We start from the raw sequence: 14,880 nt of genomic DNA on the forward strand, positions 1-14,880 counted from the left end.
CACCAGGATGCTGTCCATGTTCCGTTCCCATTCGTTGTCCCTCGCCATCCTTCTTGCGGTTGCACCGCTGTCGGCGTCTGCCGCCGAGCGCGCCGATCTGCTGATCCGCAACGCCACCGTGGTCGATGTCGAGCACGCGCGCAGCGTGCCCGGGCAGAGCGTGGTCATCCGTGGCGAGGACATCGTCGCGGTCGGTCCCGATGCGCAGGTGCGCAGCCAGTGGAGTACCAGCCGCCAGATCGACGCCAAGGGCAAGTATCTGATTCCGGGCTTGTGGGACATGCACGTGCACTTCGGTGGCGGCCCGGCGCTGGTGGAAGAGAACAAGGCGCTGCTGCCGCTGTACATCGCCCACGGCATCACCACGATCCGTGACTGCTCCGGGGATCTTCCGCAGCAGGTACTGCAGTGGCGCGGCGAAATCGCCAACGGCACGCTGTTCGGTCCGCGCCTGCTGACGTCCGGTGCGAAGATCGAAGGCATCAAGCCGGTCTGGAAGGGCACGCTCGAGGTGGGCAGCAAGGCCGACGCGGACAAGGCGATCGAGCGCCTGCAGCACGACAAGGTCGACTTCGTGAAGATCACCGACAGCACGCTGACCCCGGAACTGTTCCTGTACTCGGCCAGCGCCGCGCGCAAGGCGGGTTTCAAGGCCTCAGGCCATATTCCGATGGCGTTGACGGTGGAACAGGCTGTGGATGCAGGCCTGGCCTCGATCGAACATCTGGACTATGCCTTCAAGGCGGGCAGCAAGGATGAAGCGCAGATCGCCGCCGATTTCGGCGCCGGGCGCATCGACCGCGCCGAGGCCAACCGCCAGCTCGACGCCAGCTTCGATCGCGAAACCGCGCTGCATGCCTATCGTGATTTCGCCAAGCGCGGCGTATTCGTGACGCCGACGCTCAATGGTGGCCGCATCCTCGACTTCCTCGACCAGGACGACCACGCCAACGACCCGTATCTGGCTTACATCGGCCCGGGCCTGCGTGCGACCTATACCTGGCGCGTTGAGCGCGCTGCAAAGGCCACGCCGGCGCAGATCGAGGCGCGCCATGCGCAGTACCACCAGGTGGCTGCGGTGCTGCCGTTGCTGCAGGAAGCGGGGGTGACGATCATCGCCGGCACCGATGCGGGCTTCCTCAATTCGTTCAACTACCCGGGTATCGGCCTGCACCAGGAGTTGCAGCTGTTCGTGAAGGAAGGCCTGAGCGCACCGCAGGCGCTGTCGGCCGCGACCCGCTCCGGCCCGGCCTGGTTCGGCCAGATGCAGCGCTATGGCGGTGTCGCCACGGGCAAGGCCGCCGATCTGGTGCTGCTGACCGCCAATCCGTTGCAGGACATCGCCGCCACCGAAAAGATCGACAGCGTGATCCTGCGTGGCGATGTGTACGATCGCGCGGCGCTGGACAAGATGCTGGCCGACACCAAGACCAAGGTCGCTGGCTGGAATGCCGCGGCGAAGTAGCACCACGCCCGCGTTGATGTGTCCGGCAGCGCCTAGCGTGGTGCCGGCCGCATGCCATGCAGTTGCGGCAGCGCAGCTTTCATTGCGTCGATGAAGGCGCGCAGGCGCAGGGGTTGCTGTCGCGCCGCAGGGAACACCAGATGCACGGGCAGCGGTGGTGCCTGCCAGTCCGGCAGCAGCTGTACCAGCCGTCCTTCGGCCAGGTCGTCGGCCACCAGCCAGGCCGAAACCACCGCCGCGCCCAAGCCAGCACGTGCAGCCTGCTGCACCACGAACAGGTTGTCGCTGAGCAGGCGTGGGGTGATCGCCAGCGTGTGTGCGCGGCCTTGCGCGTCGTGCAGCAGCAGACGTTCGCGGTAGTAGGTGACCAGCGAGATCCAGGGCAATGCCTGCGCCTGTTCGGGCGTGGTGATCGAACCCGCGTCGGCCAGCGAGGGTGCTGCTACGACGATGCGCGGTACTTCGGCCAGCGGCAGGGCGACCATGCGCGGTTCGTCGACCGTGCCGACCCGCACCGCGCAGTCGATGCCTTCGGCGATGAAGTCCGGACGGCGGTCCTCAAGGATCCACTCCAGGCTCAACTGTGGATGCTGGGCCAGGAAATCGAGCATGGTCGGCAGCAGCTGCGCCTGGCCGAACGCATGCGGCACCATCACCCGCAGGCGACCGCTGAGCATCTGGGCCTGGCCGTGCAGCTCGGCCTGCAGCGCTTCCCATTCGTCCACTACCCGCTGCGCATGGCGTTGGCAGCGCTGGCCGTCCTCGGTCAGCAGCAGGCCGTGTGTGGACCGTTGCAGCAGGCGCAGACCCAGTTGCCGCTCCAGGGCTTGAAGCCGACGGCTGACGGTGGGCTGGGTGGTGCCCAGTTGCAGGGCAGCAGCAGAAAGGCTGCCACTGTCCACGATGCGCAGGAAAGTACGCAGCAGGTCCAGGCGGTCGCCACCCAAGGCAAGGTCGTTCATGCGCATGACGTATGACAAGTATGTAAGTGAGCCTACTGCAGACGTGTCGCGAATATGGTCAAGCTACGCTCCACTTCTTTCCCGGATGCCCCCATGTCCACTCCCTCGCTCTCAACCATCACCGCTGCGCCCAGCGCTGCGCCCGCCCCATCATTGGTGCTGGCCATGGCCGCCGGCGCGGGCTTCTCGGTGGCCTCGCTCTATTACAGTCAGCCGATGCTGGGCCTGATCGCCCAGGATCTCGGTGCGGGCGAGCGCGCCGTGGGCCTGGTGCCGACCCTGACCCAGCTGGGTTATGCGCTGGGCATCCTGCTGCTGGCTCCGCTGGGCGACCGCTTCGACCGGCGCAACCTGATCCTGCTGAAGTCGGTGCTGTTGGCGTTGGCCCTGGGTGCGGCGGCCTTTGCCGGCCAGTTGCCGGGGCTGCTTGTTGCCAGCCTGCTGGTCGGGCTGATGGCCACGCTGGCGCAGGACATCGTGCCGGCCGCTGCGGTGCTGGCGCCGGATGCGCAGCGTGGGCAGGTGGTGGGCAGGGTAATGACCGGCCTGCTGCTGGGCATCCTGCTGTCGCGCGTGGTCAGCGGCGTGGTGGCCGAAGCCTGGGGCTGGCGCGTGCAGTTCGGCCTCGCGGCACTCTCGGTGCTGGCGATGGGCGCGGTGATGGCACGGGCACTGCCGCACTTCGCCGCGACCAGCACGCTGCGCTACCCCGCGTTGCTGGGCTCGTTGCTGGCGCTCTGGCGCGAGCAGCCGCAGTTGCGTCGCGCCGTGGCCAGCCAGTCGCTGCTGGCGGTGGGCTTCAGTGCGTTCTGGTCGACGCTGGCGCTGATGCTGCACGCACGGCTGGGTCTGGGCAGTGCCGCTGCGGGTGCGTTCGGTATTGCCGGTGCTGCGGGTGCATTGGCTGCGCCGGTTGCCGGCCGCTTCGCCGATCGCTTGGGCAGCCCTGCGGTAGCGCGGTTGGCGATTACCGTCGCGCTGGCAGGCTTTGCCCTGTTGCTGGCCGAGTCATGGTTGCCGGCCGCTGCGTTGCTGCCGTTGCTGGTGGTCAGCGCGTTGCTGTTCGATTTCGGTTTCCAGTCGGCGCTGGTCGCGCACCAGACCCTGGTCTACGGCCTGGTGCCGCCGGCACGCAGTCGCCTCAACGCGCTGCTGTTCACCGGAATGTTCATCGGCATGGCCGGCGGCGGTGCATTGGGCAGCCTGACGTTGGCGCAGTGGGGGTGGCAGGGCGTGGCGTGGCTGGCGACGATCTGTGCCGGTGGCAGCCTGTTGATCCGGCTGCGTTGAGGGGGTGTTCGGCAGGGCTGCGCCCTGCACCCGCCGAAACAACGGCAACGGCAACGGCAGAAGCTGGATTCCGTGGGAGGGCGGGGCGGTGTCGGATTGCGGGGACGCCGCAAGTACGTCCTTGTAGGCTTGGCAGCCGCATCCATGCGGCTGACACCCCGCAATCCGACACCGCCCCACCTTCGACAGTTTTCTGGTGTCTGATGGACCCATCCCATGCTGGATGAATCTCCATCGAAATCTAATATTTCGACAATTGAACGAAGAGCATCCACGCATGGCGTGGATCTACGTGTCGACCAAGGTCGACACCTACCAAGAGCAGGTCATGTCATCCGGGCAGCTCGCGGAGATCTGTCGAAGGCGGGGTGGGTCCGGTGGCAGGGGCGTGAGCCGCATGGATGCGGCGACCGAGCTTACATGGACGTACTTGCAGCGGCCCCTGCCACCGGATCCACCTCGCCATCCCGCAGCAAACCCGCTGTTGCTGTTGCAGTTGGCGTTGCTTGGGCCGTTGATTCGGCGGGTGCCGGGCGCAGCCCGGCCGAACCCCCTTCAATCCTGACCGGTGTCATCCAGGCTGATGATTCCGCGGCGCAGCGCCTGGGTTACCGCGTGGGTGCGGTCGCCGACGCCCAGCTTGTCCATCAGGCTCTTCATGTGCGCCTTCACCGTCTGCTCGGAAATCTGCATGCGTTCGCCGATGCGCTTGTTCGACAGGCCGCCGGCCACGTGGCGCAGTACTTCGGTTTCGCGCGGCGACAACCGGTCTTCCACTACATGTGCGGCGATGCTGGCCGCTACCTCTGCCGGTATCGGTGCGCGGCGGCCGCTGGCCACCGTGCGGATGGTGTCCACCAGTTCGTGGCGCAGCGTGTCTTTCAACAGGTAGGCGCTGGCCCCAGCCTGCAATGCACGCACCGCACGCACATCGCCACGATAGGTCGTCAGCACGATGATGCGTGCACGTGGATCAAGCGCGCGGATCCGCACGATCGCTTCCACGCCGTCCATGCGTGGCATCTGCAGGTCCATCAGCACCACATCGGGTTGCAGCTGCTGGTAGCGGGCAAGCGCCTCTTCGCCATCGGCGGCTTCGCCGAGCAGGCGCAGGTCTGCGTGCGTGCTCAGCAGTGCCGCCAGGCCATCGCGCAGCAGGGGATGGTCATCAACCACCAGCACGCCGATGGGAGGAAGGGATTCAGTCATGGGTGGGTCTGCTCCACGGCCAGCGCCAGCGCGATGGACGGCGGTGATACAGGCGACGGGCCGGCACGGACAGCGCCACTTCGGTGCCCAGTCCCGGTCGGGTCCACAGCTGCAGTTCCGCGCCCAGTCGCTGTGCGCGCTCGCGCATGCCCTGCATGCCCCAATGACCGCGGCCGGCATCCTCGTCGGCAATACCGACACCATCATCGCGTACGTGCAGCAGGAAGCAGCGGGTGCCGTAGGACAGCTCCACTTCAATGGCACTGGCCTGCGCATGCCGCAGCGCGTTGCGGATGGCCTCGCGTCCGATCAGGAACACTTCTTCGGCGGCATCGGTCTGCAGGGGCGGGGGACTGCCTTCCACGGTCAGGCGCAGCGGGTTGGTGCCTTGGCCCGCGTATTCGGCGTGCACATCGGCCAGCGCCGAGGCGAGGTCGCGACCGGCAAACGGTCCGTCACGGAGCGCGTTGACCCGCTCCCGGCCTTCGGCAAGATTCTGCTCGGCCAACTGCATCGCCGCCTCCAGCTGGGTGCGCACCGGTTCAGGTGTCTGCGCGGACTGGCTGATGGCGTGCAGCCGCAGGATGAGCCCCTGGCTGCCCTGCAGCAGGGTGTCGTGCAGGTCGCGTGCGATGCGTTCGCGCTCGCCGTTGCGCTCCTGCAGGCGGGCGCGGAACAGCATCGCGAGCTGGCCGCTGCGGATGCGGATGGCCAGCATCAGCACGGCCAGCACCAGCACCACGCACAACAACTTGAACCAGACGCTCTGCAGGAACGTGGGCGCGATCCGGAAGTTGCGGGTCGCTGGCGCGCGGCTCCAGATGCCGTCCTCGTTGGCAGCCTCCACCTCGAAACGGTAATGACCCGGTGCCAGATTGGTGTAGTAGGCGCGCGTGCTGCCACCAGCGTCCTGCCAGCCGTCGTCCACGCCGGACAGGCGGTAGCGGTAGCGGTTGCGCTCGGGCCGCGCCAGCGACAGCGCGACATAGTCGATCTGCAGCTGGGAGGTTCCGGCCGGCAGGCGCAGACCCTCCTGCAACGGCGTCTGGGTGGTGCCATACAGCACGTCGCCGATGCGCACCCAAGGCGCCATGGTGTTGATGTGCGGCTGCAGGGTGTCCAGCCACGCCAGGCCCTGGTTGGTAGCCAGCCACAGCAGGCCGTCGGCGGCCAGTACGGCGGTCGGGATGGGGCCGCTCTGCAGGGCAATGCCAGGCATGCCATCGACGGCATCGAACAGGCGCGGGGCAACCGGCTGGCCGTCGCGCAGTGCGCTGCGCAGGGCCGCGACTTCGAGCCGCACCAGGCCGCGGCTGCCGTTGAGCCAGAGTCGCCCTTGGGCATCGCCGACCATGCCGGTAATGCCTTCGAGAATGCCGGTGGTGTTGGTGCGCACCGGCAGGAAGCGGCCGTTGCCGAGGCGCGCGGCCAGGCCCGCCTCACCGGCAATCAGCAGTAGATCGTCATGCTGCAGCAGCGCGGTTATCGGGCCGACTGACAGCCCCTGTGCCGCGCCGAACGTGCTGATCGATGCGGCATCCAGGCGGCGCAGCGTGCCGTCGGAATAACCAAGCAGCAGCGCGCCGTTGCTGGCACGCGCCAGCGACGAGCAGGCCTGTTCGGGCAGCCGCGTCTCGCGTCGCCAGCGGTCATCCGCGTACTGCAGCACCGCCTGCTCACCGGCGCAGGCCCAGGCCTGGTCATCTTCGGCAAACAGCAGGGCATGCAGGGGCTGGCCGGTGAACGGTGCGGGCAGGGGAATGCGCGTGGTGTGGCCGCCCACCGTGCGCGCGAGGTTGATCCAGTCGAACTGCCAGACCGGCGTGGGCGCCCGCTGCGCGGCGGCCTGCAACTGCGCCGCGCTTTCGGAAAGCAGCGGGCGCTGCAGGTCGAACAGCTTGAGGTCTTCGCCATAGCCGTACACGCGGCCATCGCTGCCGCGTACCAGCGAGCGGTAAGGATCGCTGGGGCCGACGGCCAGCGTCTGCACGCTGCGGGCGCGGAAGCGGTTGAGGCCGAGGTTGGTGCCGACCCACAGGTTGCCTTCGCGGTCAGCGATGACCGGCACCGCCGAGGTCGCGGTGAGGCCCTGCGGTGTGTCGAAGCGCTCGATGCGCACGGCCTGCTGGCCATCGAAGGTGACGCGGGCGACGCCACCGTGCGGGCTCATCGTGGCCCACAGTGCGCCATCGGCGGTGAACTGCAGCCGCGCGGCCACCAGGTCCGGCATGCGCCGCGCTTCACGTTCGCTGGGGGGCAGCAGCCCCTGCGCGTTGGCCAGCGGCGAGGTGCCGCGGATACGGTCAGCCAGCCAGATCTCGCCTTGCGGGCTTTCCACCAGGGTCGCCATCTGCGAGACCGCGATGCCGGTGTTTTCAAATGCGGTCTTTCCCGCCGGGCGCTTCCAGATGTGCAGGTCGGCCAGCACCCAGAAGGTGCCGTGGCTGTCCTGGAGCAGCCATTGCACACGACGTTGTGGCACGCCTTCATCGGCAGACGGCGCCTGCCAGCGTTGCCCGTCGAACCAGCGCAGGCCACCGTTGATTGCAGCCCACAGGCGTCCATTGCGGTCATGCGCGAAGCGCGGCACAACGCCCACCGGCACGCCCTGTGCGCGCCCGAAACTGCGCAGCCGCTGCGGCGAGAACTGGCTGATGCCGGCCTGGAAATAGCCGATCCACAGGCCGTCGCCCTCGCCGTCGAGGCCGAGCGTGACCATGTTGGTGGAGGGGAAGCGGGCGCCCGTCGGTGCCGCCTGGCGCTCGAAACGACGACCGTCGAAGCGGTACAGGCCCGAGCCGGTCGCCAGCCACAGCATGCCTTCACGATCCTGGGCGATGTCCCAGATATCGCCGGGCGCCCCTTGGCCCACCCGCCACGCGGTGTGCTGGTAGCCGGGCATGCCGTCGCTGATCACCGGATGCTGTGCAGCGAGCACGGGCAGGGCGATCAGCAACAGCAGGCACGACAGCAGCGCCGGCAGGCGACGCGGGAGAGGGAAGATGTGGCCACGCATGACGCGCATTCTGGCAGGTGCGGGGCAGGCGCAGGTGACCCGAATGGGGTAGGCGTGATGCTGCGGGGTCGGCTATCACGCCGGCATGGATGATGGAGGCCGGCGATGCAGCGCTTGTATGTGATGTTTCCCGATCGCGGCCCGGGCCTGGGATTGCTGTGGCTGAGAATGTGCGTGACCAGCGCGCTGGTGCTGCCAGGTACCGCTGCAGGTGGGTCGTGGTGGCTGTGCCTGGCGGCAACGGGCTTGCTGTTGCCCGGCCTGTTCACGCCGTTGGCGGTCGCGCTGGCGGTGCCGGGGCTCTATTGGCAGGGCGCGGCGTTGCCATGGTCGCTGCTGCCGTTGGCCTTGTTGCTGCTGGGGCCGGGCGCCTATTCGCTGGACGCGCGGCTGTTCGGCCGGCGACGCTTGCGACGGCCGCCTCCCCCGATCGGGTGAGTGTTGACCTCGACCGTTGGGGGTAGGGCGCCGACGGCTGGCGCCGCACCATGGGCCACCCCCGCTGCGGCGCCCGAGCATGGTTACCGTCCTTTCGCACGCCCAGCCCATGCCCATGCTGGCGCCCCAGCAGTCGGCCGCCCTGCAGCGTGCGCTGCGCTACATCGATGAGCACCTGTCGCAGCCGCTGCGGGTCACCGAGCTGGCCGAGGTCGCCTGCGTCAGCCGTTTCCATCTGGTGCGCCTGTTCCGCAGTGGCACCGGTGCCAGCCCGCTTCGCTACGTACGTCGGCGGCGCATTGAACGTGCGCGGCAGCTGCTGGCGACCCACCGGCAGTCGATGACCTGCCTGGCCCAGCATCTGGGTTTTTTCGACCAGAGCCATTTCGTCCGCAGCTTCCGCGCCGAGACCGGCTGCAGCCCCGGCCAGTATCTGGCCGGTGATGCGGCGCTCGCACTTCCCCTTGTTGTTTCCTCCACTGGAGTCCACCCATGAACCTCGCCACCGCCACCCCCGCCAACGCACTGCTGTCACCCACCGACCACGCCCTGATCCTGATCGACTACCAGTCGCAGATGGCGTTCGCCACCCACACCATCGACATCTCGGCGCTGCGCAACAACGTGTCGTTGATCAGCAAGGGCGCGAAGGGCTTCAACGTGCCGGTGCTGCTGACTACGGTGGCCGAGAAGTCGTTCTCCGGCCCGATGTTCCCGGAGCTGCCGGCGATCTTCCCGGGCCAGACGGTGTTCGATCGCACGTCGATGAACACCTGGGAAGACCAGCCGGTGATCGATGAGGTGAACCGCATCGGCAAGCGTCGGCTGGTGCTGGCCGGGTTGTGGACCAGCGTCTGCATCGTCGGCCCAACGCTGTCGGCACTGGAGCAGGGGTTCGAAGTCTATGTGATCACCGATGCCTGCGGCGATGTGAGTGAAGAGGCGCACGAACGCGCGATCACCCGCATGGTGCAGGCCGGTGCAGTGCCGATCACCAGCGTGCAGTACCTGCTGGAACTGCAGCGCGACTGGTCGCGCGGTGAGACCTACGAGCTGACCACCGGCATCGCTCGCGACCATGCGGGCGGCTATGGCGTCGGCATCCAGTACGCCAAGACCATGTTCGGCGCGCAGGAAGGCGGGCACTGAGCGTGCGCGACGGCCATGGCCTCGACCTGGCCTTGCTGATCCTGCGGGTGGCGGCGGGAGGATTCCTGCTGCCGCACGCGCTGGGAAAACTGTTCGGCTGGTTCAACGGTCCTGGCCTGGCGGGTTTTGCCGGCGAACTGCGTGGCTTCGGTCTGCCTGCGGCGGCCCCGTTGCCCCTGTTGCTGGCGCTGCTGCAGGTGGCGTCCGGCACGGCGGTGATGCTGGGCTGGCAGGCCCGGATCGCCGCGCTCGTGGCTGCCGCGTTCATCGCCTTCACCGCACTGCTGGCACTGCCCAAAGGCTGGTTCTGGATGCGCGGCGGTGCCGAGTATCCGTTGTTGTGGACGCTGGCATTGCTGGCCATCGCCCTGGCCGGGCCCGGTGCATGGGCGATGGATGGGTTGGTTCTTTCTGGAGACATCGCATGAGCAACGAACCTCTTGATCCTGGCCGCCGCAACGTGGTGCTGGCCACCGGTGCCGCGCTGGCGCTGGGCCTGGCTGGTGGCACCGCCGCAGCCATCGAATCCCCTTCCAAGGAGCGCCGCATGAGTACGCTGGTCATCCGCAACGCACGCATCACCACCCTCGACCCGCAGCAACCGCATGCGCAGGCATTGGCCGTGCAGGAAGGTCGTATCGTCGCTGTCGGCAGCGATGAACAGATCATGCGCGACTGGGGCAGCGAAGCCACCCTCATCGATGCACAGGGACGGCGCGTGGTGCCGGGTCTCAATGACAGCCACACCCACCTGATCCGCGGCGGCTTGAACTACAACCTGGAACTGCGTTGGGACGGCCTGCGCTCGCTGGCCGATGCGATGGCCATGCTGAAGGCGCAGGTGGACCGCACGCCCGCACCGCAGTGGGTACGTGTGGTCGGTGGATTCACCGCTACCCAGTTCACCGAGAAGCGCCTGCCGACCCTGCAGGAACTGAACGACATTGCCCCGGATACGCCGGTGTTCCTGCTGCACCTGTACGACCGCGCGCTGCTCAACCGCGCGGCGCTGCGTGCCTGCGGCTATACCAAGGAAACGCCCGATCCGCCCGGCGGACAGATCGTGCGCGATTCGCTGGGCAACCCGACTGGCCTGCTGCTGGCCAAGCCGAACGCACTGATCCTGTATGCAACCCTGGCCAAGGGGCCGAAGCTGCCGATCGAATACCAGGCCAATTCCACCCGCCATTTCATGCGCGAGTTGAACCGCCTGGGCATCACCTCGGTGATCGACGCCGGCGGTGGTTTCCAGAACTACCCCGAGGACTACCAGGTCATCGAGCAGCTGCATCGCGACCAGCAGCTGACCGTGCGCATCGCCTACAACCTGTTCACCCAGAACAAGGGCAGCGAGGTGAGTGATTTCCGCGGCTGGAGCGAGATGCTGCAGCCCCGCCAGGGCGATGACCTGCTGCGCCACAACGGTGCCGGCGAGATGCTGGTGTTCTCGGCAGCCGATTTCGAACTGTTCAACGAGCCGCGCCCGGAACTGCCGCCGGAGCTGGAGCCGGAACTGCACGACGTGGTGAAGCTGCTGGTGGAGAAGCGTTGGCCGTTCCGCATCCACGCGACCTACGACGAAAGCATCAGCCGCATCCTCGACGTCTACGAACAGGTCAACCGCGAGGTGCCGTTCGACGGCCTGCACTGGTTCATCGACCACGCCGAGACCATCACCCCGCGCAACATCGAGCGTATCCGCGCACTGAACGGCGGCATCGCCGTGCAGCACCGCATGGCCTACCAGGGCGAGGCATTCGTGCAGCGCTATGGCGTGCAGGCGGCGCGGCACACGCCACCGGTGAAGCGGATGCTGGCCGAGGGCGTGCCGGTCGGCGCGGGCACCGACGCCACCCGCGTGGCCAGCTACAACCCTTGGGTGGCGCTGTCGTGGCTGGTGACCGGGCGCACGGTCGGTGGCCTGGCCCTGTACGGCGATGAAAACCTGCTGGAACGCGAGCAGGCCCTGCGCCTGTGGACGCAGGGCAGTGCCTGGTTCTCCGGCGACGAAGCGGTGAAGGGCACGCTGAAGACAGGCCAGCTGGCCGACTTCATCCTGTTGTCGGCGGACTTCTTCCGTGTCGATGAGCAGCAGATCGCCGACATCACCAGCCTGCTGACCGTGGTGGGTGGCCGCATCGTACATGGCGACGGCGACTACGCCGGGTTGGCCCCGCAGCTGCCACCGGCGATGCCGGACTGGTCGCCGGTGAACCGCTTCGGTGGCTACCACGTCGGCGGCGCCGCCACTGGCCTGGCGGCGGCCCATCATCACCATCACGGCGCAGCCTGCAGCACCCATGGTGCGCACGGACACGCGGCCCGCCATGCCGCGCCAACCGATGACCTGACCGCGTTCTGGGGCGCGATGGGATGTTCGTGCTTCGCGTTCTGACCCTGGCGTCACTGGCGTTGCCGTCGTTGGCACTTGCCTGCGACGGTGGCGCCTGTGCCGCGGTTGGCGATGGCCAGTTGCAGTGGGATGCATCGCTGCGCCTGCGTGGCATGTACTACGACCCGAGCCGGTTCGGCGTTGGTGGCGGCGAGGATGGCTACGGCCTGCTGCGTGCGCTGGCATCGGCCACCTTCGCCCGCGATGACTGGCAGGCGAAGCTGCAGCTGGGTGCGCATGCCGAGCGCGGCAAGGTCGGTGGCCCAGGTCGAACCGATCGCGGCGCGCTGGACGTGCAGCAGGCGTACTGGCGCTGGACTGCTGGAGGCATGCACGTGCAGCTGGGCAGGCAGGAAGCGGGCTATGGCAGCTCGCGCCTGCTGTCGGTGCGCGACGGGCCGAACATCCGCCTGGCCTTTGATGGTGCACGGGTAGGTTGGCAGGGCCGGCGGGGCGCGCTGGACCTGATGGCGCTGCGACCGGTGGAGAACCGCCCGGGTGCGTTCGATGACCGCGGTGAGCGCGGTGCACACCTGATCGGCGTGTATGCGACGACGGCGAAGGCCGCAGGCGGCAGCCAGTGGGATCTCTATCTGCTGGACTATCGTCGCGAGGGCGCGCGCTTCGCCGCAGGCAGCGGTACCGAGCGGCGGCAGACGCTCGGCGCGCGCTGGTTCGGCCAGTCCGGTGCGCTGGACTGGAATACCGAACTGGTGGTGCAGGGCGGTGAGCTGCGGGCCGTGACCGGCGATCTGGACATCCGCGCATGGACCCTGGCCACCGATACCGGCTGGCGCTGGGCCGGGCTCCCGTTGCAACCGCGGCTGGGCCTGAAAGCCGATATCGCCAGCGGCGATGCAGATCCAGGTGATGGTCGGCTCGGTACGTTCAATGCACTGTTTCCCAAGTCCGCCTATTTCAGCGAAGCCAGCCTGTTGGCACCGGCCAACCTGATGGATCTGCAACCGACACTGGCACTGCGCCTGCATGACGCGGTGACCACCGAGCTGGGTGTACAGCTGGCCTGGAAGCAGCGGCGCGCCGATGCGGTCTACACCACGCCGGCACCGTTGGTTGCGCTGCCCGGCAGTGCCGGTGGCGCACGCCGCATCGGTACCCAGTACAAATCCGAAACCCGCTGGCAGGTCAATGACCGCTGGCAATGGCAGCTGCAGCTGGCCTGGGTCGATGCGGGCCCTGCACTGAAGCAGGCCGGCGGCCAGGACACGCTGTTCGCCTCAATCGTTGGAGCATGGCAATGGTGAACGCATCCGCGTCACAACACTCCCCACAGGCCGATGGCGCCTGGTCGCCGCTGAAGATCCGCATGTTCCGCTCGATCTGGCTGGCGATCCTGGCCAGCAACATCGGTACCTGGGTCAACGACGTCGCTGCGGCCTGGGTGATGGCCGAACGCACCGGCTCGGCATTGATGGTGGCACTGGTGCAGTCGGCCACCACCGTGCCGATCGTGCTGCTGGCGCTGGCTGCCGGCACCCTGGCCGACATCGTCGACCGCCGGAAGTACCTGCTGTTCACCCAGGGCTGGATGCTGCTGGTGGCGGCAGTGACGGCGGTGCTTACGGCGATGGATCTGCTGACGCCACAGCTGCTGGTACTGCTGACCTTCTGCATGGGCTGCGGCGCGGCGATGGCGATGCCGGCGCAGGCCGCGATCGTCTCCGAGCTGGTGCCGCAACCGATGCTGGCTTCGGCGGTGGCACTCAATTCCATCGGCATCAACATCGCCCGTTCGATCGGTCCAGCCATCGGCGGCGTGATCGTGGCCCAGCTGGGTGCGGTGTGGGCCTTCGGGTTCAATGCCATCACCTTTGCGGCAATGCTGTTCGTGGTGTGGGGCTGGAAGCGCGATCCGAAGGCGTCCAGCCTGCCTCCGGAAGGGTTCGGTGCCGGGTTGAAGGCAGGCCTGCGCTATGCCAGCCGTGCCGGACGCCTGCAGGCGGTACTGATCAAATCGGCCGGTTTCTTCTTCTTTGCCGCAGCGATGAACGCGATGCTGCCGGTGGTGGTGCGCGGACAGATGCAGGGCGGGGCAGGGCAGTACGGCGTACTGCTGGGTTGCATCGGCATCGGTGCGGTGGGCGGTGCGCTGCTGCTGCCGAAGCTGCGGGCCAAACTCGACCGCGACCTGCTGGTGCTGCTGGCCACCTTGTCGCTGGCTGCAAGCCTGGCCGGCCTGGCGCTGACCCGCAGCTGGTACGTGTTGCCGCTGGTGATGCTGGTCAATGGCTTTGCCTGGATCACCGTACTGTCCTCGTTGCAGATCGCAGCACAAACGGCGGTGCCGGCCTGGGTGAGAGCACGGGCACTTGCCCTGTACATCATGGTGTTCTCGGCCGGCATGGCGGCCGGCGGCCTGAGCTGGGGCGCGCTGGCGCAGCGCACATCGCCGGAGCTGGCATTGCTGGTGGCCGCAGCAGGTGCGGTCATCGGCGGCCTGCTGGTGTGGCGCGTGCGCATTGCCGGCGCCGAGGATCTGAACCTGAGCCCGGCTGGCCATTGGCCAGCGCCGGAGCTGTCGGTACCGGTGTCGAATGATCGTGGACCGGTGCTGGTGACCATCGAATATCGCATCGACGCCGCCGATCGTGCCGCGTTCCAGGCGCAGATGCGCACGCTGGGAACGATCCGTCGACGCGATGGCGCCGTGGTCTGGGGCGTGGTCGAGGATGTGGCTACCCCGGGCATCCATCTGGAATATTTCGTGGCGGCGTCGTGGTTGGAGCACCTGCGCCAGCATGAGCGCATCACCGCCGACGACAAGGCGATCCAGGAGGCGCTGCGCGCGCTGCATCGCGGTGAGCGCGCCCCGGTGGTGCGTCATTTCGTCGGCGGCCATGATCCGCTGCCGGCGGCGGCGCCACATCACCACAGCGACATCTGACGGCCCCGTGGTAGAGGCGGCCGTTGGCCGGCTGAACGCGGTTTCGAGCGGGGT

General features: G+C 67.7%; 12 protein-coding genes. 9 read left to right on the forward strand and 3 right to left on the reverse strand.

Annotation, left to right across the window (positions count from 1 at the left end; translation table 11 throughout):
• Positions 1–16 precede the first annotated feature (16 nt).
• Complete coding sequence (locus QOL57_RS15400; protein ID WP_089235937.1) at positions 17–1,465, forward strand: amidohydrolase family protein; 1,449 nt, start codon at positions 17–19, stop codon at positions 1,463–1,465.
• Between the two features lie 32 nt (positions 1,466–1,497).
• On the opposite strand, the gene QOL57_RS15405 is transcribed toward QOL57_RS15400, so the two are convergent.
• Positions 1,498–2,427, reverse strand: coding sequence for a LysR family transcriptional regulator (locus QOL57_RS15405; protein WP_089237975.1), 930 nt, complete (start codon positions 2,425–2,427; stop codon positions 1,498–1,500).
• Positions 2,428–2,481: 54 nt separating this feature from the next.
• Between QOL57_RS15405 and QOL57_RS15410 the strand changes: the two genes are divergently transcribed.
• On the forward strand, positions 2,482–3,717 hold the full coding sequence (locus tag QOL57_RS15410) for an MFS transporter (RefSeq protein ID WP_141134207.1): 1,236 nt from the start codon (positions 2,482–2,484) through the stop codon (positions 3,715–3,717).
• Between the two features lie 555 nt (positions 3,718–4,272).
• Here QOL57_RS15410 and QOL57_RS15415 read toward each other — a convergent pair.
• A complete protein-coding gene (locus QOL57_RS15415) occupies positions 4,273–4,926 on the reverse strand; it encodes a response regulator transcription factor (RefSeq protein WP_089235934.1) in 654 nt (217 codons plus the stop codon).
• Positions 4,919–7,951 carry a sensor histidine kinase gene (locus QOL57_RS15420; RefSeq protein ID WP_089235933.1) on the reverse strand — a complete coding sequence of 1,011 codons (3,033 nt, stop codon included), beginning with the start codon at positions 7,949–7,951 and terminating at the stop codon, positions 4,919–4,921. The genes QOL57_RS15415 and QOL57_RS15420 overlap by 8 nt, the downstream gene beginning before the upstream one ends.
• A gap of 96 nt (positions 7,952–8,047) precedes the next feature.
• Between QOL57_RS15420 and QOL57_RS15425 the strand changes: the two genes are divergently transcribed.
• The 7 genes from QOL57_RS15425 (at position 8,048) to QOL57_RS15455 (ending at position 14,826) form a co-directional block, all read left to right on the forward strand.
• Positions 8,048–8,380: a hypothetical protein gene (locus QOL57_RS15425; RefSeq protein WP_089235932.1), complete on the forward strand. Its 333-nt coding sequence runs from the start codon at positions 8,048–8,050 to the stop codon at positions 8,378–8,380.
• Positions 8,381–8,495: 115 nt separating this feature from the next.
• A complete protein-coding gene (locus tag QOL57_RS15430; RefSeq protein WP_223880144.1) occupies positions 8,496–8,876 on the forward strand; it encodes an AraC family transcriptional regulator in 381 nt (126 codons plus the stop codon).
• Positions 8,873–9,529 (forward strand): hydrolase, encoded by a 657-nt coding sequence (locus QOL57_RS15435; RefSeq protein WP_089235930.1) that lies wholly within the window; start codon positions 8,873–8,875, stop codon positions 9,527–9,529. Before QOL57_RS15430 ends, QOL57_RS15435 begins: the two co-directional genes overlap by 4 nt.
• A 2-nt stretch (positions 9,530–9,531) precedes the next feature.
• Positions 9,532–9,957, forward strand: a complete 426-nt coding sequence (locus QOL57_RS15440) for a DoxX family membrane protein (protein WP_089235929.1) — start codon at positions 9,532–9,534, stop codon at positions 9,955–9,957.
• Between the two features lie 119 nt (positions 9,958–10,076).
• Entirely contained in the window at positions 10,077–11,924 is a 1,848-nt protein-coding gene (locus tag QOL57_RS15445) for an amidohydrolase (RefSeq protein ID WP_176429844.1), read from the forward strand.
• Complete coding sequence (locus QOL57_RS15450; RefSeq protein ID WP_089235927.1) at positions 11,903–13,186, forward strand: alginate export family protein; 1,284 nt, start codon at positions 11,903–11,905, stop codon at positions 13,184–13,186. Before QOL57_RS15445 ends, QOL57_RS15450 begins: the two co-directional genes overlap by 22 nt.
• A complete protein-coding gene (locus QOL57_RS15455) occupies positions 13,180–14,826 on the forward strand; it encodes an MFS transporter (RefSeq protein ID WP_089235926.1) in 1,647 nt (548 codons plus the stop codon). The genes QOL57_RS15450 and QOL57_RS15455 overlap by 7 nt, the downstream gene beginning before the upstream one ends.
• Positions 14,827–14,880: the final 54 nt, after the last annotated feature.

Origin of the sequence: Stenotrophomonas sp. yr243 (assembly GCF_900184195.1) — a bacterium.
Classification (GTDB): Bacteria; Pseudomonadota; Gammaproteobacteria; order Xanthomonadales; family Xanthomonadaceae; genus Stenotrophomonas; species Stenotrophomonas lactitubi.